The organism is Bordetella genomosp. 5 (assembly GCF_002261475.1).
In the GTDB taxonomy this organism is placed as follows: domain Bacteria; phylum Pseudomonadota; class Gammaproteobacteria; order Burkholderiales; family Burkholderiaceae_B; genus Bordetella.
This window is the reverse complement of the sequence record NZ_NEVN01000004.1, coordinates 758,796-785,686: the sequence shown is the minus strand read 5'-3', so window position 1 is coordinate 785,686 and position 26,891 is coordinate 758,796. Positions and strand designations below refer to the sequence as shown.

The window sequence follows — 26,891 nt, the reverse complement described above, 5'->3', positions numbered from 1 at the left end:
TCAGAACGGCGAAGCCATCAGGAAGAAACGTTGCAGCCAGCCCATGGTCTGGACTTCGTCCATGACGCCTTTGCTGCGATATTCGATGCGCGCGTCGGCCACGCGGGTCGACGAGACGCTGTTGGTGCCGGTGATCGAGCGCGGATCGACCACGCCCGAAATGCGCACGTACTCGCTGCCGCGGTTGATCGCGATCTGCTTTTCGCCGGCGATCTGCAGGTTGCCGTTGGGCAACACGCCCATCACCGTCGTGGTGATGGTGCCGGTGAACGTATTGTTGGCGCTGCTGCCGCCGCGGCCGTTCGCGGTGTTCTCGCTCGTGATGTCGGTGTTCAGCTTGTCGTTGATGATCCCGTCCATGAAGCGCGGCGCCGCGGCGATGCCCAGGGTCGTGGCACCGGTGCGGCTGGTGTTGGTCGCCACGTTCTTGGCGGCATTGGTGCGCTCTTCGACGATGATGGTCACGATATCGCCCACGTTGCGCGGCCGGCGATCCTCGAACAGAGGATAGTTGCCGTAAGCGCTCGGCTGATAGATCGAACCATTCGGGCGCAGCCCCGCGGGCGTGGGCGCCGGCGGCGCGGCCGTGGTGGGTCCGAGCACGATCGGCTCGGGCGGGATCATGGCGCAACCGGTCAGGGCGCACAGCGCCAGACCGGTCAATACACGCAGAACACGAGTCAGCATCACAGTTGCGTCAGGCGAGCCAGCATTTCATCCGAAGTCTTGACGGCCTTGCTGTTCATTTCGTAGGCGCGTTGCGTGGTGATCATATTCACCAGCTCTTCGGCCACGTTGACGTTGGACGTCTCGACATAGTTTTGCAGCACTTGGCCAGCACCATCCAGACCGGGCTGGAGCAGGTTGGCCGGACCCGACGAATCGGTTTCGAGGTACAGGTTCTCACCCACGCTCTGCAGACCGGTCGGGTTGATGAAGGTGGCGAGCTGAAGCTGGCCGACCTGCACGTTGGTGCCCGCGGCGCCCGGCTGGGTGATCGACACCGTGCCGTCCTTGCCGATGGTCAGCGACAGCGCGTTGTCGGGGATGTTGATCGGCGGCTGGATCACGTAGCCGCTCACGGTGGTGAGCTGACCGTTCTGATCGACCTGCAGCGCGCCGTCACGCGTGTAGGCCTGCGTGCCGTCGGGCAGCTCGACCTGCAGAAAACCGCGGCCCATGATGGCGATGTCCATCTCGGCGCCGGTGTTGTTCATGTTGCCCTGCGTGTGGATACGCTCGGTGGCGGCCACGCGCGCACCGGTGCCCAGCTGCAGGCCCGACGGAAGCTGGTTGGCATCGCCGACCTGGGCGCCCGGCTGGCGCAGGGTTTGGTACATCAGATCCTGGAAGACGGCGCGGCCACGCTTGAAGCCGTTGGTCTGGACGTTGGCCAGGTTGTTGGAAATGACGTCCATCGAGGTCTGTTGACCCTCGAGGCCCGTCTTCGAAATCCACAGCGAACGCATCATGGTGAAAACTCCTGGCGCGCCGCGGCGGCGCGCACCTTGCTAAGCGATTTGAAAAGGTCAGCTGGTCGCCGACAGAATGCTGTTGGCGCGTTCCGCGTTGCGGTTGGCTTCCGTGATGACCTGCATCTGCATTTCGTAGCGGCGGGCGTTGTCGATCATGCCGACCATCGCACCGGCGGCGCTCACGTTGCTGTTCTCGAGCACGCCGGACAACACGCGCAGCGCGGGGTCGGCGGGCAGCGGACCCGCCGGCTGACCGTTGGCCTGCGCGTTCAGACGGAACAGGCCGTCGTCGCCGCGCACCAGCTGCTGCTCGGGCGGATTGACGAGCTTGATCCGGCCCAGGTTCAGAATGTTGTTGGGCGGATCGCCCGCGCCGATACCCGTGATCGTGCCGTCCGACGCGATCGTCAGCGAGGCCTGGTCGGGGATATCGATGATGCCGTTCTGATCCGACAGCACGGGCACGCCGTTGGCCGTCTGCAGCACGCCGTTGATGCCCACCGTCAGGTTGCCGGCGCGGGTGTACGCCTCGCCTTGCGGCGTCTGGATCGCCAGCCAGCCCTGCCCCGCCAGCGCGACGTCGAGGTCGCGGCCGGTGGTCTGCACGTCGCCGAGCGTGAATTTCGAACCGGGCGTGGTCGCCACGGTCGAGACCCGCGTGGGCAGCGAGGTGCCGTCGGTCATGGGGACCGACCGCAGCATCGAGATCTGCTCGCGGAATCCCGGCGTGTTGACGTTCGCCAGGTTGTTGCTGATCGCGGCCTGATGCTCCGTGATCCGCGCGGCGCCGTTCATGGCGGTAAAGACAATGCGATCCATGGCGTGCTTCCGTTACCGTCGCTTAGCGCATGTTCATCAAGACTTGCATGACTTCGTCCTGCGTCTTGATGGTCTGAGCGTTGGCCTGGTACGTACGCTGAGCAATGATCATGTTGACCAGTTCCTTGCTCATGTCGACGTTCGAGGCTTCGAGCGCCTGGCCGGCCAGCGTGGCCAGGCCATTGGTGCCGGGCTGGCCCAGCACGGCCTGGCCGGATTCGGCGGTTTCGGCCCAGGCGTTGTTGCCCACGGGCTGCAGACCCTGCACGTTGTTGAAGTTGGCCAGCGCGATCGTGCCGATCACCTGCGATTCGCCGTTGGTGTACTTGGCTTCGAGGCTGCCGTCCTTGCCGATCGTGATGCCCGAGAACTCACCGCTGGCGTAGCCGGTCTGGGTCATTTTCGGGTTGAAGTCGCTGCCGAACTGCGTGGTGCCGTTGTAGTTCAGCGTGATCGCCAGCGGCGCGGCCGGCGAGGTCGTGCCGCCCGGCGTGGCGTAGTTGATCGTCATGTCGGCGGGCGTCGTGCCGGTCATCACGCCAGCGCTGCTGAACGTGAAGGTGGCGTTGGCGGCGGCGCCGGCGCCCACGGTCATGGCCTGGCCGTCGAGCTGGTAGTACACGTCGTACACGCTTTCACCGGCGACGGCGGCGCGCTTCACGAAGTACTGCGTCATCTGGTGCGCGTTGCCCAGCGAGTCGTACACGGTGTAAGGCACCGAGGTCGTGTAGGTCGAATCGTCGGCGGCGTTGAACACCGGCGTGGCGGGAATGACGGGCGCGTTGGCGTCCAGGTTGGTCTGGACGGTCATGGCGTCGGTGGCGCGCGGGGCGATGTTGCCCTGCGGCAGCGTCAGGCCGACAGGCGCGGCGCCCACGCCACCCGGGGGATAGCCGGTCAACTGGAAGCCCTGGGCGTTCACGATGCGGAAGTCGCGATCGATACCGAACTCGCCGTTACGCGAATAGAACACCGAGCCGCTCGGATCGAGCAGGCGGAAGAAACCCTTCGCGCCGTCGATGGCGATGTCGTACTCGCCGCCCGTGGTCGAGATGTTGCCGACCGTGAAGCGCTGGTTGATGGCCGAAACCTTCACGCCCAGACCGACGCGCGAGCTGGCATAGACGTCCGCGAACGACGCCGAGCCCGACTTGAAGCCGACGGTGCCCGAGTTGGCGATGTTGTTGCCGATGACGTCGAGGTTCTGCGAAGCGGCATTCAAGCCGCTCAATCCTTGTCCGAAACCCATGATTTATCCTGTAGCTCTCAAAGTTGTAGAAAGCGCCGCACCAAAACGCGGCATGTCTTGCCTGTCGTTTCAGGTGCCCAAAATCTTGCGAATGTCCAGCATGCTGACCTGGCCGTTCAGGCCCAGATCGAGACGCAGACCTTCGGTCGAGTACGCCACGCTCTTCACTTCGCCGTAGGTCAGTGCTTCGGCCTTGACGGTCTTGCCGTCGGCATCCAGCGCCGACACATTCACGGTGTACTTGCCGTCGGCCAGCGGCGCGCCGCCGTCGTTCATGCCATCCCACGAATACGTATAGACGCCGGCGTCCATCGCGCCCAGGTCCACGGTGCGCACCACGGAGCCCGCGGCGTCGAGCACCTTGACGGTGACCTTGGCGGCCGCGCCCTGCAGATCCAGGCCGTAAGGCGTGGCTTCGCGCTGCGTGCTGTCGAGCGGGTTGGTGCCCAGGGCGATCTTCGAGCCCGGCACCATCACGCCCTTGCCGATCAGCGCGGCGGCGCTCATGGATTGCGACACGTCGATCTGGCCGCTGATGGCCAGCATCGTGTTGCGCAGGTTGTTGATGCCTTCCACCGTGGAGATCTGCGCGAGCTGCGAGGTGAGCTCGGCGTTTTCCATCGGGTTCAGCGGATCCTGGTTCTTGAGCTGCGTGACGAGCAGCGTCAGGAACTGATCCTGGATGCTCTGGGCCGCGCCCGAGCTGCCTGCGCCGAGCTTGGCCAGCGCGGCGCTGGTGGTGGAGGTATTGGAATCGACCGTGGTCATCGTGTGCTCCAGGCTCAGTTCTGACCGATGGTCAGGGTCTTGGCCATCAGTTGCTTGGCGGTGTTCAGCACTTCGACGTTGGCCTGATAGGAACGCGAAGCGGCAATCATGTTGACCGTCTCGGCCACGGGATCGACGTTGGGCATCTGCACGTAGCCGTCCTGGTTGGCCATCGGGTGGTTGGGGTCGTAGACCAGCTTGAACGGCGACTGATCCTGGATCACGCCGGCGACCTTCACGCCACCGACCTCTTCGCCGAAACGCTGGCCGGCGGGCGGGTTCACCTGGAACACCACCTGACGGGCGCGGTAAGGCTGGCCGTCCGGGCCCGCGACGCTGTCCGCGTTGGCCATGTTGCTGGCCGACACGTTCATGCGCTGGGACTGCGCGGAGAGCGCGGAACCGGCGATATCGAAAATGCTCAACAAAGACATACGGGCAAGCTCCCTCTAAGCCACGCGGCGGACCGGCGGCGCTTATTCCGAAATGGCGGACTGCAGCGAGCGGATGCGGCCGCTCAGCACTTGCAGCGTGCTCTGGTAATGCAAGGTGTTTTCGGCGAACCGGACGCGTTCGTTGTCCATGTCCACGGTGTTGCCGTCCAGGCTGGCCTGGTACGGCAGGCGGTACTGCAGCTCGGTGGCGCCGGCGGGCGACTGGGCCTGCGCCGGGATATGGCGCGCCGAGGTCAGCGCCAGGCTGGTGTCGGGCAGACGCATGTTGCGGTTGTCGAGCGCGCCTTCCATGGCCGCCTTGAAGTCGAAGTCACGCGCCTTGTAGTTGGGCGTGTCGGCATTGGCGATGTTCGACGACAGCACTTCCTGACGCTGCGCGCGCAAGGAGATCGCCTGCTGGAAGAAGCGAAAGTCCTGGTTGAGCCGGTCTAGCATGGGTGCCCTTGTTGCCTGAGAGTTGATCCAGTCGCGTACCGGGCGGGGACATCTCACGAAGAGGCATCGGACCCGCGTGGCGCCCGGCCAGACGAGGCCAGGGCTTTTTTACGCATGACGGCATCTTAGGGGTGGGGGCAACAACACAATCAGGTAAATAACCCAATAATTCCAACGCAATTCCAATCTTGCGAAGGTCGGCACACTTCTACAATCGTGTTCCATGAACACCGCCCTGCCCTCCCGACCGCGCTCCTCGCTGGCACGCCGCGCCGCCTTCGCCCTCTGGGCCGGCGCGCTCACGGCATGCGCCACGCCCGCTCTGGCTCAGGGCACCGCGGCACACCAGGATGCCGAGGCCGTGGCGCAGGTCGCGCGCGGCTTTCTGCTCGGCCAGCTCGCCAGTCTGGGCGGCGCGCCCACGATCACGCTCGATCCGGTCAAGACCGAGCGCCTCGCGCCCTGCGACAGCCTGGTGCCCTTCCTGCCGTCGGGCATGCGCGTGCGTGCCCGCATGACGGTCACGGTGCGATGCAACGCGCCGCAAACCTGGACCACGTATGTCCAGGCCACGGTCAGCGTGCCCGGCGAATACTTCGTGGCGGCGCGCCAGATCGGCGCGGGCGCCGCGATCCACCCCGACGACGTCACCACCCGCGAAGCGGATCTGGTGTCGCTGCCGAACGGCGCCATCACCGATATCGACGCGATCATCGGCATGCAGGCCACCCGGCGCATCGGCGCCGGCCAGGCCATCCGCGGCAACGCCCTGCGCAGCGCGGCGTCTGTCACGCGCGGCCAGGTGGTCCGCATCACGGCCCGCGGCGCCGGCTTCGTCATCTCCAGCGAAGGCCAGGCGCTCGACGATGCCGCGCCCGGCGCGATGGTCCAGGTACGCACCACATCGGGGCAAATCGTCAGCGGCGTGGTCCGCAGCGCCGGCATGGTGGAAGTCCAGCTCTGATTTGTGTTACATATGACACATCACCTTTACCGGCCTGGGCTAAAGTTCGCCATTCCCGTGTCGTTACAGAGGCATAACCTGGCAACGCCGCCCATGCCCCGCGGCGTACGACTCGCCCAGTGGAGAATAAATTGAAGATCAATCCGTCCGCGACCCGCGCCGTCACCCCGAACACCGTCAGCCGGAATGAATCCGGGCTGGCGCAGGCCTATGGCTCGGGCAAGGACAGCAACGCCGGCAGCTCCCAGGTGGCCCTGAGCGGCGCATCGCGCCAGCTGCTGGCCTTGCAGGACGGCAGCAACGACATCAACGTCGAGCGTGTCGCCGCGATCCGCGCCGCCATCGCCTCCGGCCAACTGAAGATCGACCCCACCCGCATCGCCGACAGCCTGATCGCCAGCGCCAAGGAATTGCTCAAGTAATCCGTCCCGCGCCCTCGCGCCCGACCCATGAACTACGCTGATCAGCTCAAAACCTGTCTCGAACGCGAAACCGCGCTTGTGGTCGAGTTCCTGTCCGCCCTGGACACGGAAGCCGAGGCCCTGGTCGACCGCAAGGCCCACGAGGCCCTGCACCTGGCCACGCAACAGAAAGAAGCCCTGGCCGAGAAGCTCGTGCTGCTCAGCCAGCAGCGCGACGCCCTGCTGCTGGCCCTGGGCCTGAGCACCGGCCACGGCGGCACCGAAGCGGCGGTCGCCATGCATCCCGAGCTGAGCCCGATCTGGGAATCGCTGCAGGTCCATGCCCAGGAAGCCCGCGACCGCAACGCCCGCAATGGCGCGCTGATCGAGGTCAACCTGCGCTCGACCACCGAATCGCTCGACATGCTGCGCCAGCTCGGCGGCACCAACAGCACCACCTACGACGCCAATGGCCGGGGCAAGCGCCCGGGCTACGGCGCCTACGGCGGCGCCCGCAGCATCGTCGCCACCTGATCTGCGGGTCCCTGCCGCGCGCGGCCATCCGCGCGCCCCAGCAAAAAGGCCACATGTCTCCATGTGGCCTTTTCGTTGGCGGGGCGAAATCCGTGCGCGGACCTCAGTCGACCATCTCGAGCATCGCGAACATCTTCAGCAGCGCCACCGGCAACAGCTTGCCCGGCAGCTTGCGCTCGTCCGGGCTCACCAGCCCGGCCAGCGGGCCGCGCACCATCTGGGCCGACTCCGTGTGCGCGAGCTGCCAGCAGGCGGCCGCCACCTGACCGGCCAGCAAGGCCTGGGCCGCCAGACCGTCGGCCGTGTGCACGGCCGGCAGCGCCGACCAGGCGTGCGGCAGATAGCGGAACGCGGCCTTGGCCTGCTCCTGCTGCACCAGCCAGCGGGCAATCGTGGCCGCATCGGCCTGCCCGGTGCTGAGGTTGGTCAGGCCGTAGTACTGCGCGATCACCTTGCCGCTGCGCATGTCGACGATGCGCGCGCAGATCATGCGCAGGCGGCCGCCCTCCTTGCCGCGCTGCGACAGGCCGATCTCGGTGCCGCAGGCCCACAGGGCGTTTTCGGGCTGGCCCGGCACCGGACCGGCCGGCAGATAACCCAGTTGGCGCGAGATCGCGTGCAGCGTCGTCGGGCAATCCTCGTGCAGGATGCGCAGCGCGCCCGGGCTGCGGGCGAGCCACAGATGCCCTTCGGCGCTCAATGCCAGCGACAGCGCGGTCGTGCCCATGTCGAACAGATGCACATGCGGCAGATTGCCCAGCGCCTGCGCCAGGTATTCGGCGCGGGACAGCAGCGCGTCGGCCGCATTGACCGGCCCGACCGCCGAACCCGGCACGTGCGTGGCCAGGGCGCCGTGCGGCAGCATGAGCTGCTGCACCGGCGCGGCCAGAGCGGCGCCGCGATCGCTCATCAGGAACGTGGCATGCGCCACGCCGCCCGGCAGGCCATTGCCCTTGAGCGTGGCCTTGCCGTGCAGCGCCAGCACGTAGCGCTGGCAGGCGGCGGGGAATTCACGCCGGACCATCGCGAGCATGGCTTCGCTCAGCGCGCGCTGCTTGGCATCGGCATCGTCGGAGGTGGCCGCGTCATCGCCGGCCGCGCCGCTGCGCACGCGCCAGGCGGCACGGGCATGCGCGCAGGCCGGGTCGGCCGCGAGCCAGCCCAGCGCCTGTTCGAGTTCGCCATCCGCCTCGCCCGCGCTGACCGGGCGGTGCATCGCGGCGGCCAGCAGACGGCGGCGCGCCAGCGGATCGCGCTCGGACTGGGTGCTGCTGGTATTCCACAGCGCGGCCAGATCGGCCTCGCTGGGCGCGTAGAGCGCGCGGGTCTTGTTGAGCGTGGCCAGGGCCGCATCGACGAGCGTGCTGCGGTCGGCCAGATCCAGATGCTCGGGCACGCGCTGGCCCTGCGAAACGTAATGGATCGGCAGACGATGCCGGATCGCGGTGTCGAGCGCCGGCGCCAGGCGCGAGGCCTCGTCCAGCTTGGTGATGATGCAGCCGACCACGTCCTCGCCCACGCCGTTGCGATACGCGTGCGCGACCTCGTCCAGGGTGTCGCCCTGGCTGGCGGCGTTGAGCACCAGCAGGCGGCGCACCGGCTGCCCCGCGTTGGTCAGCAGCGCGGCCTGTTCGGCCACGTTGCGGTCGCGCTGGCTGATCCCGGTGGTATCGATCAGGATGATCTTGCGATTGCCCAGGCGCGCGAGCGTGCTGCGCAGCTCGGCCGCGTCGCGCACCGAGTCGGCCGGCACGCCCATCAGGCGGCCATAGATCTGGAGCTGTTCGAGCGCTCCGATCCGGAAGTTGTCGGTGGTGAGCATGGCGACCTGATCGCGGCCTTCACGGGCCACGCAGCGTGCGGCCAGCTTGGCCAGCGTGGTGGTCTTGCCCACGCCGGTCGGGCCCACCAGCGCGTAGACGCCGCCGCCCGAGAAAAAGTCTTCTTCGGCGCGCAGCACCGGCAGATGCGTGACCAGCTCGTTGCGGGCCCAGGCCATGGCCTGGCGCGCGTCCAGGTGCTCCGGCAGTCGTTCGAGCAAGGCGCGTACCAGCGGCATCGAGAAACCGGCCTCGAGCAGCGTGCGGAACAGACCGGCATTGACCGGCTCGCGCGTCTGCGCGCGATTGCCCCACAGCATGCCGTCCATGCGCGACTCGAGCGCGCCGCGCAGCGCGTCGATCGCCGCCTGCACGCTGGGCTCCGCGCCCAGCGCGGAGTGCATGGGCAGGCCGGGCAGACCGGCGGTGCCCGGCATCGGCGTATCCGGACGACGCGCCATCGACGCGGCGGGCGCGACGGGCAACGGGGCATCGACCGCGCCCAGATCCTCGATGTCTTCGACCTCGGGCGTCACCGCGCGCGGCGTGTCATTGCGTGGCGCCGGCACGGGCTCAGGACTCGGCGCCGCGGGCGCGACGTCGGCCAGTGCCTCGTCGGGCGCGTCCACCTCGGCCGCGCGGGCGGACGTGGCTTCGAACGTGGCGCCGTAGGTCGCCGCCATGGCGCTCACGGAGGTCCGTGCCGACATGGGCAGATGCGCGGCGGCCGGACCGGCGCCGAAGCGCGCGGAGGGCGTGGGCGCCGGCACCGGCATGGGCGAGGCGGCGGCATACGCCGCCGCATGGCCGTACGCCGGCACGGCCGGACGCGCCGGGGCGGGTTGCGGGGTCGGCGCGGTATCGCGATACGCGGGCACGGCGGGCTGCGCCGGTGCGGTGTCGCGATACGCGGGCATGGCGGGTTGCGCCGGCGCGGTGTCGCGATACGCGGGCACGGCGGGCTGCGCCGGTGCGGCCGGCGCGGCCGCGGGTTGCGCCGCGGCCGGCGCGGGGCTCGGGCGAGCCGAGCCCGGCGTGCCGGTCGAGGCGTCGTGGACGGCGTCTTCGACGTCCGACTCCACGGTCGCGATGATTTCGATGCCCCCGTCGACGCGGCGGTTCGACACGATCAGGGCATCTTCGCCCAGCGCATCGCGCACCATGCGCAGCACTTCACGGGTGTTGGGTCCGACAAACCGGCTCAGTTTCATTCGCCATTACCTCCGATCAGCGCGGTCACGCGGACCACGCGCTCATCGGGAATTTCTGCATTGGAAAGCACGCCCAGCTGCGGCAGGTGATGCCGCAGGAAGCGCGAAAGCGGGGCCCGCAGCGGCGGCGACACGAGCAGCACCGGCGCGTTGCCCTGCGACTCCTGGCGCTGCAGCGCCTGTTCGGTCTCGCGCAGCAGCGTTTCCGCCAGGCCGGGCTCGAGCCCGCCACTGGTCATCATGGCTTGCGACAGCACGCGCTCGAGGCGCACGTCCAGACCGATCACGCGCAGCTCGCCCTCACCCGGGAACCATTGCTGCGTAATCGCGCGGCCGAGCGAACGGCGCGTGAGCGCGATGAGCTCCTGCACATCGGGCTGGCCCCCGCTGTTGGCGGCCAGCGCCGTGAGACGCGGCGCGTGCTCGGACAGCGTATCGATGATGGTGCGCATGTCGCGGATCGGCACTTCCTCGGACAGCAGCCCTTGCAGGACCTTCTGCAGCGAGGTGAGCGACAGCGTCTTGGGCACCAGGTCTTCGACCAGCTTGGGCGAATCGCGGCCCACGCGATCGAGCAGCTGCTGCACTTCCTGGCGGCCCAGCAGGTTGGCGCCGTGACGGTGCATCAGGTGATTGAGGTGGGTCGCCACCACGGTGCTGGCGTCCACCACCGTATAGCCGGCCACCTGAGCCTGGTCGCGCTGGCCGTTGTCGATCCAGAGCGCGGGCAGGCCGAAGGCCGGGTCGGTCGTGGGCGAGCCCTTGACCTGGATCGTGACGCCGCCCGGGTCGATCGCCAGCCACTGGCCGGGCATCGCCACGCCGTGGCCGATCTCCACGCCCGACAACAGAATGCGATAGTCGTTGGGCTTGAGTTCGAGGTTGTCGCGGATGTGCACGACGGGCGGCAGGAAGCCCACGTCCTGCGCGAACTTCTTGCGCAGGCTGCGGATGCGATGCAGCAGCTCGCCGTTCTGGGCGTGGTCCACCAGCGGGATCAGCCGGTAGCCCACTTCCAGGCCCAATTGATCCACCATCGACACGTCTTCCCAACTGGCCTCTGCCGCGGCCGCCTGGGCCTGTTGCTGCGCCTCGGCCTTGGGCTCGGCCGACGCGGCCTCCGCCTGCGCCCGGCGCTTGATCATCATGTAGCCGCCACCGGCCAGCATCGCGGCCAGCGTCAGGAAGGCCAGGTGCGGCATGTTGGGGATCAGGCCCATGATGCCGACGATCGCGGCCGTCAGGAACAGCACGTTCGGGTTCGAGAACAGCTGACCCAGGATCTGCTGACCCACGTCCTGGTCGGTCGACACGCGCGACACGACCACACCGGCGGCGGTCGAGATCACCAGCGCGGGGATCTGCGCGACCAGGCCGTCACCGATGGTGAGCAGCGTGTAGACGCGGCCGGCGTCGCCCATCGACATATCGTGCTGCGCGACGCCCACGATCAGGCCGCCGATGACGTTGATCACCATGATCAGCAGGCCGGCGACGGCGTCACCGCGCACGAACTTGCTGGCACCGTCCATCGAGCCGTAGAAGTCGGATTCCTGCGCCACTTCGGCGCGGCGGCGGCGTGCCTCTTCTTCGCCGATCAGGCCGGCGTTCAGGTCGGCATCGATGGCCATCTGCTTGCCGGGCATTGCATCCAGCGAGAAGCGCGCGCCGACTTCGGCGATCCGGCCTGCACCCTTGGTGATCACGATGAAGTTGATGATCGTCAGGATCACGAAAATGATGATACCGACGGCGAAGTTCCCGCCCACCAGGAAGTGGCCGAACGCTTCGATCACCTTGCCGGCGGCGTCCGGACCCTGGTGGCCGTTGAGCAGCACGACGCGGGTCGAGGCCACGTTCAGCGACAGACGCAGCAGGGTGGCGAACAGCAGCACCGACGGGAACGCGGCGAAGTCCAGCGGCTTCTTGGTGAACATCGCCACCAGCAGAATCATGATGGACAACGCGATGTTGAACGTGAACAGCAAGTCCAGCAGGAACGTGGGCAGCGGCAACACCATCATGCCCAGCACCATCACGATCAGGATGGGGCCGGCCAGCAGGCGCGCATTGGCCAGGCCTTGGGATTTAAAGAGCGTAAGCAATCCGCCCATCGATCAAGCTCCTTGTGCGGTACGAGCGAGCGGGTCCAGTTCGGCGGGCACGGCCAGGGCGCCTGGCGCCTCCGGATGCATGCCGGCGCCGGCGCGCCAGCTGCGCAACTGGAAAACCCACGCCAGCACTTCGGCTACCGCGGTGTAAAGTGCCGAGGGGATTTCCTGTCCCAGCTCGACGTGTTGATGCAAGGCACGCGCCAACGGCGGCGCCTCCAGCATGGGAATACGGTGTTCGGCGCCGATTTCGCGGATCTTGGCCGCGATTAGACCGGTGCCCTTGGCCACCACGCGCGGGGCGGCCAGTTCTTTCTCGTTGTAGACCAGCGCCACGGCGTAGTGCGTCGGGTTGGTCACGATCACGTCCGCCTTCGGCACTTCCGACATCATGCGGCGGCGCGCGGCGGCACGCTGCGTCTGGCGGATGCGCGCCTTCACGTGCGGGTCGCCTTCCGACTCCTTGTGCTCTTTCTTGACGTCTTCCTTCGTCATCCGCAGCTTCTTCAGGTGCGAGAAGATCTGCCACGGCACGTCGATCAGCACGATCAGGAACAGCGACGCGATGATGATCGCGCAGCAGATCGCCACCAGTTTGAGTGCCGTGACCAGCGCGGCCGATGGCGCCACGTGCATCAGGCTCATCATCTGCGGCTGGTAATGCCACAGGGTCCAGGCGGCCGCGCCGCCCACCAGCAGTGCCTTGCCCAGGGCCTTCACCAGCTCGATCAGCGTCTGCGACGAAAACATCCGTTTGATGCCGGACAGCGGGTTGAGCTTGTCGAACTTGAATTCCAGCGGCTTGGTCGAGAACACCAGCCCGCCCAGCGCCACGCTGGCCAGCACGGCGGTCACCACCAGCGCGCCGAACACCGGCAGCAGCACCAGCAGCGCCTTGCCGAAGCCGTCGACGGCCAGGTTGACCATCACCGTCGTGTCGTGCGCGATCCGTTGGTCGAACGCCAGCCCGCCCTGCATCACGCCGGACAGCCCGCGATAGAGCAGCCCGCCCGTCATCCACAAGGCGGCCGCGCCCACGGCCAGCAGCAGAAACGTGCCCAGCTCGCGCGAACGCGCGATCTGCCCCTCCTCGCGCGCCTTTTCCAGGCGCCGAGGTGAGGCAGATTCGGTCTTTTCGAGGTCGCTTTCTTCGGCCATCAGCAGCGGTAGGTTCGCGATTCACAATCTGAAGGTTGTGAGCCGCCCGCCGAGATTCTAGGCGCAGCCGGGGGGCCGCGATCACCCAAGAAAAGGGGGGAAATCGGCGTTATTCAGACGCCCTCGCCCGCCCCTGGCGCGGGACGCGGGCACCCGGCGCGCCGGCCCGCCCGCCCGGGCCGCATTTGGGGCGCCGCAGCCAGACGTAACCGTCACAGACGCCCGCCCGGATCGCGCCCGGATCGCGCCCGGATCCAGCCGGCCGGCGCGATGGCCTCAGGCCGGCGCCCAGGCCCGGTCGACCCGTGCGGCGCCCGACTCCACCATCTCGCGAAAGCGCGCGAAATCGAGCCCGATCCGCACGGCGCCCCAATGCTCCGGGCCCAGATAGAGCGGAATCGACACATCGTTGACGATCTCGCCCGTGTCGCGCGGGTAGGTCTGGAACAGCAGGCTGCCCGTGTTCGAGGCCAGCCGCGCCCCGACCGGATCGTTGAAGATGCGCTTGTTGCGCGAGCGCGCCGTGTCCACGGCAGGGTCGCCGCAAGGCGGATGAGAGTAGCGGCTGTTGTGCGCCGGCGCGTAGCCGCGCGCGTCCACGATCAGCGCGTAGCTGCCGCCCGGAATCGCGTCCAGCACGCGATCGAGCAGGCGCGTGAGCGCCGCGTCGATCACCTGGTCGTACGAGGTGTGAAAGCGCGGCGGATCGCTGGCGGCGATGCGGCGGTAATCGCGGTCGAACACGTCGAGCCCCCGCGCCCTGGCCGCGCCCAGCAGCGCGGCCGCCTCGTCACGAAACGCCAGCACCGCGTCGTTGAGCAGATCGAACGGCGTGTTGCCGGTGCGCATGCCGGCCAGCACCTCCTGCACGCCCTCGGTCTGGTTGCGGATCCGGTCCACCTCGCCCGAGATGGCGGCCACGCGCGCCTGCACATCGCCCGCCAGGGCCGCCACGCGGCCGACCTCGGCGCTCATGGCCTGGTTGGTCTGGTCCACCTCGTCGATGGCACCGACCACCTCGGTGACCTGACGATTCATGCCGTCGAAATCCCGCACGAAGCCGTCGAAGTCGCGCCGCGTACCGCCCAGCCGGCCGTCGCAGGCCTGCACGTCGGTGGCCAGCGTGCCGGTGCGGCCCTGCGTCGCCTCGACCAGTTCGAGCATCTCGCCGGTGTGCCTGCCGATCTCGCCGGTCGCGGCATTGACCCGTTCGGCCAGACGGCCCACCTCCGTGGCGACCACCGCGAAGCCGCGTCCCGCGTCGCCCGCGCGCGCCGCCTCCACGCCCGCGTTCAGCGCGAGCAGCTGCGTCTGCAGGGCGATGTCCTTGATCAGGCGGCTGATATCGCTGACCGAGCGCGCCCGCTCGGTCAGCTGGGCCACGGTCGCGCCGAACTCGGCCATGTGCGCGCTCATGCGCTCGATGCGCTCGTGCACCTCCTGGAGCGCGGCCTGCGCCTGGCGCGCGGTGTGCAGGTTGTCGCCACAGACCTGCGCGATCTCGCGCGCATGGCTGGACGTGGTGGCGGACAGGCCGGCGATCTGGCTCGAGCTGGCGGCGAGCGCCTCGGCGGCGCCGGCCTGCTCGCGCGTGAGCCCGGCGCACTGCCCCGCCTGGAATTGCGTGCGGGCGGTGTTCAGCGCGATGTCGATGCTGGCCTGCCGCACCGTGATGATGCGGGTGCGGATCTGGCCCAGAAACCGGTATAGCGGCCACGAGGCCGGGCTCAGCGACCAGGCGCGTTGCGCCAGGGTCGCCTGGCCGCGATTGAGACGGCGCAGCAAACGCCAGAGACCGCCTACGCGGACGGTGCGACTAGCCATGACTCCTCCCTGTGCCCTGCCCCGCCGGCTCTGTCGGACGGCTGGAGCGCCCACCCCGCGAGGGGCTGGCGGCATTCGTAATGCTGCGTCTGTTATTTGTTTTTTGTTACAGCAAGTCTAGCCGGGGACCCACGGTCTGACTCTTAGGGAAAGTACGTCCCGCCGGCGCGCGGCATGCGAAGCGCGGCGCCTCGCCTCGCCGGCAGCGCCTTGCCGGCCGCGCCTGGCCGGCCGCGCCTGGCCGGCCGCACCTCGCCGGTCGCGCCTAGCCGGCCGCACCTGGCCGGTCGCGCCTAGCCGGCCGCACCTCGCCGGTCGCGCCCAAACGCAAAAGCGCGATCAGAAGCCGAGGCTGGCCAGCAGATCGTCGACCTGATCCTGGCTGGTCACCACATCGGCCTTGCCGGTGGGATTGACCTGCGGACCGTTCAACAGGCTGTTGGCCTCGTCGCGGCGCTCTTGCGGCACGCTGTCGAGCAGCACCTGCAGCAGTTCGCGCTCGATCGCGCCGACCACGTCCATCATGCGCATGATGACCTGACCGGTGAGATCCTGGAAATCCTGAGCCATCACGATTTCCATCAGCTTGTTCTGCGTGAACTGCGCGTGCTCGGGCACTTCGCCCAGGAAGGCGCGCGTGTCCTGCACGAGGCTGCGCGCCTCGGGCACGTCGAGCGGCTGGTCGTACCACTGCTGCCAGCGGGTGTCGAGCTCGCGCGCCGTGCGCGACATGCCGTCCTGCACGGGGCCCGCCGCTTCCGTGGCGTTGAGCACGCGGTTGGCCGCCTGCTCCGTCATCTGCGCGACATAGCGCAGCCGGTCGCGTGCATCCGGAATCGCCTGAGCGGCATCCTTGATGGCCTGATCCAGGCCGAGTTCGCGCATGCTGTCGCGCAGCATCCGCGTGAGCGAAGCGATCCGATGGATCAGATCGCCCGATTCAGCCTGATTACCTGTACCGGTGTCCGTCGCGTTCATGATGCCTTACCTCAGCCGCCGATTTTCTCGAAGATCTTGTTGAGCTTTTCTTCCAGCGTCGCCGCCGTGAAAGGCTTCACCACATAGCCGTTGGCGCCTGCCTGAGCCGCCGCGACGATGTTTTCTTTCTTGGCCTCGGCCGTCACCATCAGCACCGGCAGCGAGGCCAGGCTGGGCTCGGCACGGATCTGCTTGAGCATCTCCAGGCCGTCGAGGTTGGGCATGTTCCAGTCGGACACGACGAACTGGAAGCCGCCGTTGCGCAGCTTGTCCAGGCCCATCTGGCCGTCTTCCGCCTCGTCGACGTTCTCGAAACCCAGCTCTTTGAGCAGGTTGCGGATGATCCGGCGCATCGTGGGGAAGTCATCCACCACGAGAATCTTGAGTCCCTTGTCTACCATCTAACACTCCAAAAAAATTCGCTCAAAGCCGTGGTCGCGGTGCGCCACGGTCAGACGCGGTGGCCTCGATCGCCCACACGCAACAGGATCCGTTCACTCATGTCGCCGAGCGACACCACTTCGTCGGCGGCGCCGATCGCAATGGCCTCGCGCGGCATGCCGAACACCACGCAGCTGGCTTCGTCCTGGGCCAGCGTGTGGGCGCCGGCACGACGCATGGCCAGCATGCCCGCGGCGCCGTCCTTGCCCATACCGGTCAGGATGACGCCGATGGCGTTGCGGCCGGCGGCCACGGCCGCCGAATTGAAAAGCACATCGACCGAAGGACGGTGGCGGTTGACCGGGTCACCCGTCTCCAGTTCGATCACGTAGTTTGCACCACTGCGGCCCAGCTTCATATGCTGTTCGCCGCCCGGCGCAAGATACACGTGGCCCGGCAGCACACGCTCGCCATGGACGGCTTCGCGCACCGTCACGGCGCACAGCGCATCGAGGCGCTGCGCGAACGAGCGGGTGAAGCCCGCCGGCATGTGCTGCGTGATCAGAATGGCCGGGCTGTCCGGCGGCAGCGGCTGCAGCACCTCGCGGATGGCTTCGGTGCCGCCGGTGGACGAGCCGATGATGACCAGCTTCTCCGAGCTCGCGAACGGGCTGCGCAGACGCACCGGCGCGGGCGTGCCGGCGGCTGCCGGCGTCGGGGCGCGCAGGCGCGCGCGCGAGGCGGCGCGAATCTTGTCGGCGATGAGCTCGGAATAATCCAGCAGGCCATCGCGGATCCCCAGCTTGGGTTTGGTCACGAAGTCGATGGCGCCCAGTTCGAGCGCGCGCAGCGTGATTTCACCGCCGCGCTCGGTCAGCGACGACACCATCACGACCGGCATCGGGCGCAGGCGCATCAGCTTCTCGAGGAAGTCGAGGCCGTCCATGCGCGGCATTTCGACGTCCAGCGTCAGGACATCCGGGTTGTGCTGCTTGATCAGTTCACGCGCGACGAGCGGATCGGGCGCGGTGGCCACGACTTCCATGTCGGCATGGCTGTTGATGATCTCGGTCATCAAGCCCCGCACCAGGGCGGAATCATCAACGCAAAGTACTCTGATTTTCTTCATGGTCCAGGCCCCTTCTTCCGGGCCGCTTTTCTGACGTTGATCGTTTAATCCTGGCTTACGCACTCGTACACGGTCTGGCCGCGCAGGCGGAAATCCTGGCTGATGTACGTGAAGTTCTCCGAGTGGCCGGCAAACAGCAGTCCGCCCGGCTTGAGCAGCGGGACGAAGCGCCGCAGGATCTTGGCCTGCGTCGGCTTGTCGAAATAGATCATCACGTTGCGGCAGAAGATCGCATCGAACTTCTCGGTCACCGGCCACGAGGGCGCCAGCAGGTTGAGCGTCTCGAACTGCACCATCTGCGCAATCTCGGGCCGCACCTTCACCTGGCCTTCGTTGTCGGCCCGTCCGCGCAGGAAAAAGCGCTTCAGGCGCGCCTCGTCCATCTTCGCCACGCGGTCCCAGGTGTACACCCCGGCACGCGCCTTGTTCAGGCAGTTGGTGTCGATGTCCGTCGAGTAGACCTTGCTGTTGCTCGCACGGCCGCCCAGCGCCTCGGTCAGCGTGATCGCGATCGAGTAAGGCTCTTCGCCCGTGGAGGCCGCGCAGCACCAGACCGACACCGGTCCGCCGCGGGTCCGGGCGAAATCCGCCAGGATCGGGAAGTGATGCGACTCGCGAAAGAACGCGGTCAGGTTGGTCGTGAGCGCGTTGACGAAGTCTTCCCACTCGGCGGCCGAGGGCTGATTCTCGAGTTCGTCGAGATAGCTGCTGAAGTCCATCTTGCCCAGCGCGCGCAGGCGGCGCGCCAGACGGCTGTACACCATTTCACGCTTGTGCGCGCCCAGCGAAATGCCGGCGCGCGCATAGATCATGCTGCGCACCCGGGAGAAGTCCGCGTCGCGGAATTCGAACTGGCGCTCCGCCGAAAATGACGGGGTGGTGTTCAACATGCCTTCCTCAATGCTCCAACGCCAGGTGGCCGGCGTCATGACGCCGCGCACCCAGGCGCTCCAGCGACGCGTCGATGACTTCGCCGCCGTTGATCTTGAATACGGCCACCGCTTCGGCCAGGCGCTCGGCCTGTTCCTGCAGCGAGCCGGCCGCGGCCGCGGCTTCTTCCACCAGCGCCGCGTTCTGCTGGGTCACTTCGTCCATCTGCGCCACCGCGCGATTGACCTGATCGATGCCGCTGGACTGCTCTTCGGACGCCGCCGAAATCTCGCCCATGATGTCGGTCACGCGCTTCACCGAGGCCACGATCTCTTGCATCGTGTCGCCGGCGCGCCCGACCTGCTGCGAACCCGTGCCCACCTTGGTCACCGAGTCTTCGATCAACACCTTGATTTCCTTGGCGGCCTGGGCGCTGCGCTGCGCCAGCGAGCGCACTTCGCCCGCCACCACCGCAAAGCCCTTGCCCTGCTCGCCCGCGCGGGCGGCTTCCACCGCGGCGTTGAGCGCCAGGATGTTGGTCTGGAACGCGATGCCGTCGATCACCGACACGATCTCGCTGATCTTGCGCGAGCTGGCCGAAATGCCTTCCATGGTGTGCACCACTTCCGACACCGCCGATCCGCCGCGCTCGGCCACGTCCGAGGCACTGGCGGCCAGCTGATTGGCCTGGCGCGCGTTGTCGGCGTTCTGCTTCACGGTGGAAGCGAGCTGCTCCATCGAGGCCGCGGTCTCTTCGAGCGAGGCCGCCTGCTGCTCGGTGCGCGACGACAGATCGGTGTTGCCCGCGGCGATCTCGTGCGCGCCGACGTTGATCTCTTCGACGCCGCGACGCACCGACGACACGGTGCGGGTCAGGCTTTCCTGCATGCGCTTGAGCGCGGCGAACAGCTGGCCGATTTCGTTGCTGTTGCGCACGTCGACGCGCGCCGTCAGGTCACCCGCGGCGATGCGATCGAAGTACGAGCCGGCTTCCTTGAGCGGCGCCAGCACGCGGCGGCGCAGGAAGACGTAGGTCATGAACACCAGCAGCGAGGCCACGACGCCGCCCAGGGCGACCGCCGCGAGCACGAAGGTGTAGCGCTTCTCGGCCGTGTCGTAGGCCTCTTGCACCAGGCCCGCGCGCCAGGCGTCGAACGCGTCGATCGAACGCGCGAAGCGCGCCTCGAGCGCATCCTGCACCATCTGCACATGCGACTGATAGCCCGACATGTCCGCCTTCTCGAGCGAGGCGATGAGCGGGTTCAGGCCCTGCGTGACCAGCGCGCCGAACGACTCCTCGATTTCCTTGAGGGAAGCGGCGGCGCTGTCGGGCTTGGGCAGGGTCTTGTAGTAATCGAATTCGGTCTGCGCGCGGGCCAGGGCGGCCTTCGAGCGCTGCAACAGGCCGGCGGCTTCGGTGGCCAGGCCCTGCTGCACCATCAACGGCTGACCGATGGAACGCACGATGTCGGCGTATTGCGCGGTGGCGGCGCGGCCCATCGCATTGAGCGTGTCTTTGTACGACGCGACGACGCGGCCCATGGAGTCTGACAGATCCTGCGTCTGCTTGACCTCGACCAGCGTGCCATTGGAAACGCGCAACGACAGCACACCCAGCGCGGCGCCCAGCACCAGCATGAAAGAGAAGAACGCCAACACCGCCAGCAAACTGCTGCGGATGGTCAGATTCGCCAAGAACTTGCGCATAACGTACGGGTCTCCCCTGCGATGATTGCCACGCCTGCAATACGGCGGGCGGCGAAATGCTTCCGCCGCCCGGCTTGTCCTGCGTTTCCCGGGATCAGGAAGCGACGCGCTCGACCAGCTCCATTTCGTCGCTGGTCATCAGCTTTTCGATGTCGACCAGGATGAGCATGCGCTCGTCAACGGTGCCCAGACCGGTCAGGTATTCCGTCGAGAGCGTGGCGCCGAATTCCGGCGCCGGACGGATCTGGCCGGCGTTGAGCATCAGCACGTCGGACACGCCGTCGACCACGATGCCCACGACGCGGTGGTCGAGGTTCAGGATGATGACGACCGTCTGCTCGTTGTATTCGACGCTGCCCAGGTTGAACTTGATGCGCAGGTCGATGATCGGCACGATGATGCCGCGCAGGTTCGTCACGCCCTTGATGAACGTGGGCACGTTGGCGATGCGGGTCACCGCGTCGGCGTCGTAGCCGCGGATTTCCTGCACCTTCAGAATGTCGATACCGTACTCTTCCGAACCCAGGGTGAAGACCAGGAATTCGTTGCCCACGTCTTCGACACGGGCGTTTTGCGCTTGCGGCTTGGCTGCCATGGTAGTGCTCTCCGTCAATTCAGAATGGCTTCGGGCTGCGACCAACGCTCACGGTTGGCACGCGCAAGCGCGAATACGTCGACAATCAGTGCAACACTGCCGTCGCCGAGAATGGTCGCGGCGGAAATGCCGGGGACCTTGCGATAGTTGGATTCGAGGTTCTTCACCACCACCTGATGCTGGCCGACCAGGTGGTCCACCAGCAGTGCGAAGCGGCGGTCTTCGGCCTGCATGATCACGGCGATGGCCTGCGTGGGATCGGTCTGTGCCTCGTGCACCGAGAACACCCGGTGCATTTCCACCAGCGGCAGGTACTCGCCGCGCACATGCATCACGCGCTCGTTGCCGGCCACCGAGTAGATCTGGTCTTCGGTCGGCTGCAGCGATTCCGTCACGTGGTTCAACGGCAGGATGAAGGTCTCTTCGCCCACGCGCACCGACATGCCGTCGAGGATGGCCAGCGTCAGCGGCAGCACGATGCGGGTCGTGGTGCCCTGCCCCGGAACGCTCGAGAGCTGCACGTGGCCGCCCATGTCCTGGATGTTGCGGCGGACCACGTCCATGCCCACGCCACGGCCGGAGATGTCGGTGACCTGCTCGGCGGTCGAGAAGCCGGGCGCGAAAATCAGCTGCCAGATTTCTTCGTCGGGCGAGTTCTCGTTCACCGACAGACCTTGCGTCTGGGCCTTCTTCAGGATGCGGTCGCGATTCAGACCACCGCCGTCATCGCTCACTTCGATCACGATGTTGCCGCCGTTGTGCTGCGCGGACAGGACCAGCTGGCCCACCGGCTCCTTGCCGGCCGCGACGCGCTTCTCGGGCGTTTCGATACCGTGATCCAGGCTGTTGCGCACCAGGTGCGTCAGCGGATCGATGATGCGTTCGATGAGGCTCTTGTCGAGCTCGGTCGCGCGGCCGAAGGTTTGCAGTTCGATCTGCTTGCCCATCTTGCCGGCGATGTCGCGCACGACCCGCGGGAAGCGCGAGAACACGTAATCCATCGGCATCATGCGGATGGACATCACGGCTTCCTGCAGGTCGCGCGCGTTGCGTTCGAGCTGCTCCATGCCGTTGAGCAGGCGATCGTGCAGCACCGGGTCCAGCGTGGACGCGGTCTGGGCCAGCATGGCCTGCGTGATCACGAGCTCGCCCACCAGGTTGATGATCTGATCGACCTTCTCCACGCCGACCCGGATCGAGGTCGATTCGGTGTTGGCGTGGGCCGGCGCGGCGGCGCGCGCGGCAGGCGCGGCAGCGGCTGCGGCCGGAGCCGGTGCGGGCGCGGCGGCGGGTGCGGCGGGTGCGGCGGGTGCGGCGGGTGCGGCAGCAGCGGGAGCCGCCGGCGCGGCAACGGCCGGCGCGGCGACGGCCGGCGCGGCGACGGCCGGCGCGGCGAAACCTGCCGCGGCGGCCTCGAACTGCTCGACCACGTCGGGCGTGGCGGCGGGCTTGCCCGGCGCGGCTTCACGGCGGATATCCAGCTGATCGGCATCGACGATGAAGCAGCACACCGCCTCGATATCGTCCTGCGCGCAGGTGGTATCGACCCAGACGGTCAGGGCCTCGGGGGTGCGCTCATGATGGTGCACCGTGCCGAGGTTGCCCATTTCTTCGAGCAGCGACTGGGCGTCCTTGTCGGACACCTTGCGGAACTGCACGCGGAACGGCAGCGCGGAACTGTCGGCCGCGGCAGCCGGGGCTGCGGCAGCCGGTGCTGCGGCAGCCGGTGCTGCGGCAGCCGGGGCGGGCGCCGCGACAGGCGCGGGCGCGGCAGCGACAGGTGCAGGTGCGGGTGCCGGCGCAGGCGCCGCGGCAGCCGGGGCGGCCTCGCCCTTGCCTTCCAGCGCGAGTTGCCGCAGCACCGCGCAGATCCGTTCGAACACGGCCTGATCGGGCTCTTCGGAGGCCCGATAGGCATCCAACTGGCTTTTGAGCACGTCTTTCGTTTCCAGAAAAGTATCGACCATATCGGCGCGCAGTTTCATTTCGCCGCGACGGATGGCGTCCAGCAGGTTTTCGAGCAAATGCGTGGTTTCGGCCAGCTTTTGAAAGCAGCCGAACGTGGCCGCGCCACCCTTGATGGAGTGCGCGGCGCGGAAGATGGCGTTGAGCTGTTCGATGTCGGGTTGGCCGACGTCGAGCTCGAGCAGCAACTGCTCCATCTGCGCGAGCAATTCGTCCGCTTCGTCGAAGAACGTTTCGTAGAACTGACTGAGGTCCAGACCTGAACTCATGATGAGCCGTTTGCCTTCCTATAGAACACGCCGAAGCGTGTTGACACTAAACCGGCGGCTGCTCATCGAGCAGCTCGGCGGCCAAATCCACCAGAGTTTCGGGATCGACCGGCTTGTTCAGCCAGCCGCAGACCCCCAGATCGCGGGCAGCTGTCTTGCTGTCCACGTCATCCTCGGTAGTCAGTACCAAAACCGGAACATCGAAATAGCGCTCCTGCTCGCGCAGGCCCCGGATCAGATCCAGGCCGCCCATTACCGGCATGTTCCAGTCGCTCACGACCAGATGGATGTCGTGCTGGCCGGCCAGTTCGAGCGCTTCCTGCCCGTTGCCGGCCGTGACGACCTCCCATCCTGCGCCCGCCAAGGCGGCCCGCACGATCATGCGCATCGTTGCGGAATCATCCGCGACCAATATCTTTGCGGTCATGCTCCTGTTCACTCCTACCGGGCAGAGGTACCCGAGACGGTGGTCACCGTGACCGTCGCGGCTGCCGCCGCGGGTGCGGCCTGCGCGGCCGGTGCCGGCGCCGGCTGTGTGCCCGCGGGCGGCGTGGCCGGCGTGATGACCGGGATCACGATGCCGGAGGCGGGCGCCGCGGCGGCCGCGGCCGCGCGTTCCTGCACTGCATGCATCACATCCTGGGCATCGCGCGCGCTCACTTCCGCGGCCGCCGCGTTCTCGTCCTCGATACGCTTCTGCGTTTTCTCGTTCAGCACTACCAAGCTGATACGCCGGTTAACGGCAGCATATGGATCATCTTTAACGAGGCTCATGCTCGAAGACAAACCCTGGATGCGCAGCACCTTGGTTTCGTTCATGCCGCCAGCCACCAATTCCTGGCGCGAGGAGTTGGCGCGGTCGGCGGACAACTCCCAATTGCTGTAGGCGCGCTCACCCCGCGCGTACTGCGACGCGTCGGTGTGACCGGAGATGCTGATCTTGTTGGGCAGCTCGTTGAGCGTCGGGCCGAGCTCGCGCAGGATGTCGCGCATGTACGGGCGCACTTCGGCGCTGCCGGTGGCGAACATCGGGCGGTTCTGGCTGTCGATGATCTGGATCCGCAAGCCCTCGGTCGTCATGTCGATCAGCAGCTGCGGCTTGAAGTTCTTCAGGACGGGGCTGGTCTCGATCAGGCTGTCGAGACGCTGCTTCAGGCGCTCCAGGCGATGGCGATCCCGGCGCTCGGAGTCCGGGATGTTCTGCGACTGCACGCGATTGCCATTGGAGCGACGGGTCTCGCCCTGGTCGCGCAGCGGATCCGAGCCGCCGCCGGGGATGGCGCTGGTCTCGGCCGAGCTGCTGGGGCCGCCCGCGATGGCGACGCTCAGCGGCATGCGGAAATACTCGGCGATGCCCTTGAGCTCTTCGCGCGGCACGATGCTGATCAGCCACATGACCAGGAAGAACGCCATCATCGCCGTGATGAAGTCGGCGTAGGCGATCTTCCAGCTGCCGCCGTGGTGGCCGCCCTTGCCGCCGGACTTCTTGCGGCGGACCACCACACGGTGGTTGTTGACCGTGCTCATCTAACGGACTCCCGATCAGGCGCGGCCGGGGGCCGAGCTGGTCTTTGCCTGTCGAACGTGCTCTTCGAGCTCGCCGAAGGACGGGCGAACCGACGAGAACAGCACCTTGCGGCCGAATTCCACGGCGAGCTGCGGCGGATAGCCATTCATGCTGGCCAGCAGCGTGACCTTGATGCACTCCAGCACTTTGACGGATTCGGCGGCCTGGCCTTCGACGCGCGAGGCGAACGGCGCAACGAAACCGTAGGCGAGCAGAATCCCGAGGAACGTGCCGACCATGGCCTTGGAGATGAGGTCGCCCAGAATGGCGGGCGGCTGATCCACGGCGGCCAGCGCCTTAATCACGCCCAGCACGGCGGCCACGATACCGAAGGCCGGCAGGCCGTCGGCCATCTGCTGCAGCGCGTGCGTGGGCACTTCGCGCTCGTGGCGGAAGGTTTCGATTTCTTCGTCCATGAGCGTTTCGATTTCGAACGAGCTCATGTTGCCGCTGATCATGATGCGCAGGTAGTCGGTGATGAACTCCATGAGCTTCGGATCTTTCATGATCCGCGGATACTCATTGAACACCGGGCTGGACTGCGGATCCTCGATGTGGGATTCGATGGCCATCAGGCCTTCGCGGCGCGCCTTGTTCAGCAGCACATACAGGAGCGCCATCAGCTCCATGTAGAGGTCCTTGCTGTACGGGCCGGATTTGAAGGCGCGCGGAATGGCGCCCTTCACCAGTTTGAGCGTCTTGCGGCTGTTACCGGCCAGGAAAGCGCCCAACGCGCCACCACCGATGAGGGTCAGCTCGAACGGCTGGTAGAGTGCACCGAGGTGCCCGCCCAAGCCCATGAAGCTGCCGATCACCGCGATGATCACCACTGCATAACCGATAACAATCAACACATCAGGCCTCTGCCAACGTAGTCTAAAACTGGCGACAATGATCCCCCGAGGACCCTGTCGCAAAAACGCGGGTTACGGGGGGTTTTTTGGGGCTTTTGGCGTGTTTGGCCTTCCCTGGGGGGTCAGGAAGCCTGTTCGGCGCGTGCCGGCGTACCCGCGTTGGCCCGTGCACGAGCCGCCGCGCGCGTCTTGCCCGCACGGGGTGGCGGACGGCAGATGGCGCACACGAAGTCGGTCTGCGGATCGTGCGCGTGGGCGATGAAATGCCCGCCGCACTGACGGCACGACGACAACTGCAGCATGCCACTGTCGAAGAAGCGCACCAGCATCCAGGCCCGCGTGAAGCTCAGCACCGGCTCCGAACCTGCCGGCTGCGTGGCGTCGGTCTGGGCGTGCTCGAGATACAGACGATAGGCGTCGATCACGGCGCGCACACCCTTGCTCGAGGTCCGCGTATTGAGGAAGGAGTAGACGTTGTAGAACAACGACGAGTGAATGTTCGGCAACCAGGTCATGAACCAGTCCACCGAGAACGGCAACATGCCCTTGGGTGGCGAGCAGCCCCGGATTTCGCGATACAGGCGCGCAAGCCGGTCATGGCTGAGGCTGGTCTCGGCTTCGAGTACTTGAAGCCGCGCCCCGAGTGTGATCATTGCACTGGCCAACAGAATCTCGTCGGCTTCCTGTGAAACGCTTTTTACTGGCATACCGCCTTCCTGCTCAGTGAGCGGTTGGTCAGGCCAACTCTTCGACTGGCTGTTTGGCCAGCAGAATCGTGGCATGAGCTTGTTGCAGGGCACCGCCCAGCACATCCTGGGTCAACGCCGACAACAAGCTGTAATCGTCGAAACGGAAACGGCACAGCAGCGAGCTCGAGCTGGCCAGCTTCACCAGCTGAGCGGGCGACAGGCGCATCAGAATGTCCGCGACCTCATTGCTGAAACCCAGGCGAAACATGGAGGCCGCGTAATCGTCTCGCAACATGCGTTGGGCAAGCAGCAGATACGAGAGATTCACTTCGCGTATATCGGCGAGCAAGGAACTATCGGCGGTTTTCACTTTGGTACTCCGTTGACGATGTCTAGCCGGGGTGAAGAAGTCCAGATCCGCGCCCCCGAGAAACCTCACGCAGACCTGTTTTCGTCTTAATGCGAAATGTATCATTTGATCGCAATTTGCATGCAATTTAACATGCACCCTGTCATTTTCTATGACTTTTATGACGAAACATTGATTTTTTTCAGACTTTCTTCGAGCTTGACAGTTACTCGTTACATCTCTTGCAGCGCCAGAATCGCAAATGCGCAAACAAACGCGCAAAAAGTTGCGTTCTTCATAGAATGAAACAGCGC

At 66.6% G+C, this 26,891-nt stretch carries 26 protein-coding genes; 3 read left to right on the top strand and 23 right to left on the bottom strand.

Going from position 1 to position 26,891, the window contains the following annotated elements:
* The 7 genes from CEK29_RS10055 to flgB all read right to left on the bottom strand — a co-directional run bounded on the left by CEK29_RS10055 (nt 1) and on the right by flgB (nt 5,201).
* Nucleotides 1-687: a flagellar basal body L-ring protein FlgH gene (locus tag CEK29_RS10055; RefSeq protein WP_094799436.1), complete on the bottom strand. Its 687-nt coding sequence runs from the start codon at nt 685-687 to the stop codon at nt 1-3.
* A complete protein-coding gene (gene flgG / locus CEK29_RS10050; protein WP_094799435.1) occupies nt 687-1,472 on the bottom strand; it encodes a flagellar basal-body rod protein FlgG in 786 nt (261 codons plus the stop codon). Before flgG ends, CEK29_RS10055 begins: the two co-directional genes overlap by 1 nt.
* 57 nt (nt 1,473-1,529) lie before the next feature.
* Entirely contained in the window at nt 1,530-2,294 is a 765-nt protein-coding gene (locus CEK29_RS10045; RefSeq protein WP_094799434.1) for a flagellar basal body rod protein FlgF, read from the bottom strand.
* Between the two features lie 22 nt (nt 2,295-2,316).
* A complete protein-coding gene (gene flgE / locus CEK29_RS10040) occupies nt 2,317-3,543 on the bottom strand; it encodes a flagellar hook protein FlgE (RefSeq protein ID WP_094799433.1) in 1,227 nt (408 codons plus the stop codon).
* Nucleotides 3,544-3,612: 69 nt separating this feature from the next.
* On the bottom strand, nt 3,613-4,311 hold the full coding sequence (locus tag CEK29_RS10035) for a flagellar hook capping FlgD N-terminal domain-containing protein (protein ID WP_094799432.1): 699 nt from the start codon (nt 4,309-4,311) through the stop codon (nt 3,613-3,615).
* 14 nt (nt 4,312-4,325) lie between these two features.
* Entirely contained in the window at nt 4,326-4,745 is a 420-nt protein-coding gene (flgC, locus tag CEK29_RS10030; protein WP_094799431.1) for a flagellar basal body rod protein FlgC, read from the bottom strand.
* Between the two features lie 42 nt (nt 4,746-4,787).
* On the bottom strand, nt 4,788-5,201 hold the full coding sequence (gene flgB, locus CEK29_RS10025) for a flagellar basal body rod protein FlgB (RefSeq protein ID WP_094799430.1): 414 nt from the start codon (nt 5,199-5,201) through the stop codon (nt 4,788-4,790).
* Between the two features lie 223 nt (nt 5,202-5,424).
* Between flgB and flgA the strand changes: the two genes are divergently transcribed.
* From flgA to CEK29_RS10010, 3 genes are all read left to right on the top strand, one after another.
* Nucleotides 5,425-6,165 (top strand): flagellar basal body P-ring formation chaperone FlgA, encoded by a 741-nt coding sequence (gene flgA, locus CEK29_RS10020; RefSeq protein ID WP_094857980.1) that lies wholly within the window; start codon nt 5,425-5,427, stop codon nt 6,163-6,165.
* A 131-nt stretch (nt 6,166-6,296) separates the two neighbouring features.
* A complete protein-coding gene (gene flgM, locus CEK29_RS10015) occupies nt 6,297-6,587 on the top strand; it encodes a flagellar biosynthesis anti-sigma factor FlgM (RefSeq protein WP_094799428.1) in 291 nt (96 codons plus the stop codon).
* A gap of 27 nt (nt 6,588-6,614) precedes the next feature.
* Complete coding sequence (locus CEK29_RS10010) at nt 6,615-7,100, top strand: flagella synthesis protein FlgN (RefSeq protein ID WP_094799427.1); 486 nt, start codon at nt 6,615-6,617, stop codon at nt 7,098-7,100.
* A 103-nt stretch (nt 7,101-7,203) separates the two neighbouring features.
* Here the strand turns inward: CEK29_RS10010 and flhF are convergent, their stop codons facing one another.
* The 16 genes from flhF to flhD all read right to left on the bottom strand — a co-directional run bounded on the left by flhF (nt 7,204) and on the right by flhD (nt 26,598).
* On the bottom strand, nt 7,204-10,131 hold the full coding sequence (flhF, locus tag CEK29_RS10005) for a flagellar biosynthesis protein FlhF (RefSeq protein ID WP_094857979.1): 2,928 nt from the start codon (nt 10,129-10,131) through the stop codon (nt 7,204-7,206).
* Nucleotides 10,128-12,245, bottom strand: coding sequence for a flagellar biosynthesis protein FlhA (flhA, locus tag CEK29_RS10000; RefSeq protein ID WP_094799425.1), 2,118 nt, complete (start codon nt 12,243-12,245; stop codon nt 10,128-10,130). The genes flhF and flhA overlap by 4 nt, the downstream gene beginning before the upstream one ends.
* A gap of 3 nt (nt 12,246-12,248) precedes the next feature.
* Nucleotides 12,249-13,400, bottom strand: coding sequence for a flagellar biosynthesis protein FlhB (gene flhB, locus CEK29_RS09995; RefSeq protein WP_094799424.1), 1,152 nt, complete (start codon nt 13,398-13,400; stop codon nt 12,249-12,251).
* A gap of 276 nt (nt 13,401-13,676) precedes the next feature.
* Entirely contained in the window at nt 13,677-15,224 is a 1,548-nt protein-coding gene (locus CEK29_RS09990) for a methyl-accepting chemotaxis protein (protein ID WP_094799423.1), read from the bottom strand.
* Nucleotides 15,225-15,563: 339 nt separating this feature from the next.
* The gene (gene cheZ / locus CEK29_RS09985; protein ID WP_094799422.1) at nt 15,564-16,202 is read right to left on the bottom strand and encodes a protein phosphatase CheZ; all 639 of its coding nucleotides are present in this window, start codon (nt 16,200-16,202) and stop codon (nt 15,564-15,566) included.
* 11 nt (nt 16,203-16,213) lie between these two features.
* On the bottom strand, nt 16,214-16,603 hold the full coding sequence (gene cheY / locus CEK29_RS09980; RefSeq protein WP_094799421.1) for a chemotaxis response regulator CheY: 390 nt from the start codon (nt 16,601-16,603) through the stop codon (nt 16,214-16,216).
* A gap of 50 nt (nt 16,604-16,653) precedes the next feature.
* Entirely contained in the window at nt 16,654-17,712 is a 1,059-nt protein-coding gene (locus CEK29_RS09975; RefSeq protein ID WP_094799420.1) for a protein-glutamate methylesterase/protein-glutamine glutaminase, read from the bottom strand.
* Nucleotides 17,713-17,756: 44 nt separating this feature from the next.
* Complete coding sequence (locus CEK29_RS09970; protein WP_094799494.1) at nt 17,757-18,602, bottom strand: CheR family methyltransferase; 846 nt, start codon at nt 18,600-18,602, stop codon at nt 17,757-17,759.
* Nucleotides 18,603-18,609: 7 nt separating this feature from the next.
* Nucleotides 18,610-20,289 (bottom strand): methyl-accepting chemotaxis protein, encoded by a 1,680-nt coding sequence (locus CEK29_RS09965; RefSeq protein ID WP_094799419.1) that lies wholly within the window; start codon nt 20,287-20,289, stop codon nt 18,610-18,612.
* 94 nt (nt 20,290-20,383) lie between these two features.
* Nucleotides 20,384-20,884: a chemotaxis protein CheW gene (gene cheW / locus CEK29_RS09960; RefSeq protein WP_094799418.1), complete on the bottom strand. Its 501-nt coding sequence runs from the start codon at nt 20,882-20,884 to the stop codon at nt 20,384-20,386.
* A gap of 14 nt (nt 20,885-20,898) precedes the next feature.
* A complete protein-coding gene (gene cheA / locus CEK29_RS09955) occupies nt 20,899-23,118 on the bottom strand; it encodes a chemotaxis protein CheA (protein WP_094857978.1) in 2,220 nt (739 codons plus the stop codon).
* Nucleotides 23,119-23,164: 46 nt separating this feature from the next.
* Nucleotides 23,165-23,545, bottom strand: a complete 381-nt coding sequence (locus CEK29_RS09950; RefSeq protein WP_094799416.1) for a response regulator — start codon at nt 23,543-23,545, stop codon at nt 23,165-23,167.
* Between the two features lie 14 nt (nt 23,546-23,559).
* Nucleotides 23,560-24,645: a flagellar motor protein MotB gene (gene motB, locus CEK29_RS09945; RefSeq protein ID WP_094857977.1), complete on the bottom strand. Its 1,086-nt coding sequence runs from the start codon at nt 24,643-24,645 to the stop codon at nt 23,560-23,562.
* A 15-nt stretch (nt 24,646-24,660) separates the two neighbouring features.
* Nucleotides 24,661-25,539, bottom strand: coding sequence for a flagellar motor stator protein MotA (motA, locus tag CEK29_RS09940; protein WP_094799414.1), 879 nt, complete (start codon nt 25,537-25,539; stop codon nt 24,661-24,663).
* Nucleotides 25,540-25,661: 122 nt separating this feature from the next.
* Nucleotides 25,662-26,246: a flagellar transcriptional regulator FlhC gene (gene flhC, locus CEK29_RS09935; protein WP_094799413.1), complete on the bottom strand. Its 585-nt coding sequence runs from the start codon at nt 26,244-26,246 to the stop codon at nt 25,662-25,664.
* Nucleotides 26,247-26,274: 28 nt separating this feature from the next.
* The gene (gene flhD, locus CEK29_RS09930; protein WP_094799412.1) at nt 26,275-26,598 is read right to left on the bottom strand and encodes a flagellar transcriptional regulator FlhD; all 324 of its coding nucleotides are present in this window, start codon (nt 26,596-26,598) and stop codon (nt 26,275-26,277) included.
* Nucleotides 26,599-26,891: the final 293 nt, after the last annotated feature.

Excerpts from the sequence above, each read along its gene's own strand:
- CEK29_RS10055 (WP_094799436.1), bottom strand. The coding sequence starts at position 687 with ATGCTGACTCGTGTTCTGCGTGTATTGACCGGTCTGGCGCTGTGCGCC.
- flgG (WP_094799435.1), bottom strand. The coding sequence starts at position 1,472 with ATGATGCGTTCGCTGTGGATTTCGAAGACGGGCCTCGAGGGTCAACAG.
- CEK29_RS10045 (WP_094799434.1), bottom strand. The coding sequence starts at position 2,294 with ATGGATCGCATTGTCTTTACCGCCATGAACGGCGCCGCGCGGATCACG.
- flgE (WP_094799433.1), bottom strand. The coding sequence starts at position 3,543 with ATGGGTTTCGGACAAGGATTGAGCGGCTTGAATGCCGCTTCGCAGAAC.
- CEK29_RS10035 (WP_094799432.1), bottom strand. The coding sequence starts at position 4,311 with ATGACCACGGTCGATTCCAATACCTCCACCACCAGCGCCGCGCTGGCC.
- flgC (WP_094799431.1), bottom strand. The coding sequence starts at position 4,745 with ATGTCTTTGTTGAGCATTTTCGATATCGCCGGTTCCGCGCTCTCCGCG.
- flgB (WP_094799430.1), bottom strand. The coding sequence starts at position 5,201 with ATGCTAGACCGGCTCAACCAGGACTTTCGCTTCTTCCAGCAGGCGATC.
- flgA (WP_094857980.1), top strand. The coding sequence starts at position 5,425 with ATGAACACCGCCCTGCCCTCCCGACCGCGCTCCTCGCTGGCACGCCGC.
- CEK29_RS10010 (WP_094799427.1), top strand. The coding sequence starts at position 6,615 with ATGAACTACGCTGATCAGCTCAAAACCTGTCTCGAACGCGAAACCGCG.
- flhF (WP_094857979.1), bottom strand. The coding sequence starts at position 10,131 with ATGAAACTGAGCCGGTTTGTCGGACCCAACACCCGTGAAGTGCTGCGC.
- flhA (WP_094799425.1), bottom strand. The coding sequence starts at position 12,245 with ATGGGCGGATTGCTTACGCTCTTTAAATCCCAAGGCCTGGCCAATGCG.
- flhB (WP_094799424.1), bottom strand. The coding sequence starts at position 13,400 with ATGGCCGAAGAAAGCGACCTCGAAAAGACCGAATCTGCCTCACCTCGG.
- CEK29_RS09990 (WP_094799423.1), bottom strand. The coding sequence starts at position 15,224 with ATGGCTAGTCGCACCGTCCGCGTAGGCGGTCTCTGGCGTTTGCTGCGC.
- cheZ (WP_094799422.1), bottom strand. The coding sequence starts at position 16,202 with ATGAACGCGACGGACACCGGTACAGGTAATCAGGCTGAATCGGGCGAT.
- cheY (WP_094799421.1), bottom strand. The coding sequence starts at position 16,603 with ATGGTAGACAAGGGACTCAAGATTCTCGTGGTGGATGACTTCCCCACG.
- CEK29_RS09975 (WP_094799420.1), bottom strand. The coding sequence starts at position 17,712 with ATGAAGAAAATCAGAGTACTTTGCGTTGATGATTCCGCCCTGGTGCGG.
- CEK29_RS09970 (WP_094799494.1), bottom strand. The coding sequence starts at position 18,602 with ATGTTGAACACCACCCCGTCATTTTCGGCGGAGCGCCAGTTCGAATTC.
- CEK29_RS09965 (WP_094799419.1), bottom strand. The coding sequence starts at position 20,289 with ATGCGCAAGTTCTTGGCGAATCTGACCATCCGCAGCAGTTTGCTGGCG.
- cheW (WP_094799418.1), bottom strand. The coding sequence starts at position 20,884 with ATGGCAGCCAAGCCGCAAGCGCAAAACGCCCGTGTCGAAGACGTGGGC.
- cheA (WP_094857978.1), bottom strand. The coding sequence starts at position 23,118 with ATGAGTTCAGGTCTGGACCTCAGTCAGTTCTACGAAACGTTCTTCGAC.
- CEK29_RS09950 (WP_094799416.1), bottom strand. The coding sequence starts at position 23,545 with ATGACCGCAAAGATATTGGTCGCGGATGATTCCGCAACGATGCGCATG.
- motB (WP_094857977.1), bottom strand. The coding sequence starts at position 24,645 with ATGAGCACGGTCAACAACCACCGTGTGGTGGTCCGCCGCAAGAAGTCC.
- flhC (WP_094799413.1), bottom strand. The coding sequence starts at position 26,246 with ATGCCAGTAAAAAGCGTTTCACAGGAAGCCGACGAGATTCTGTTGGCC.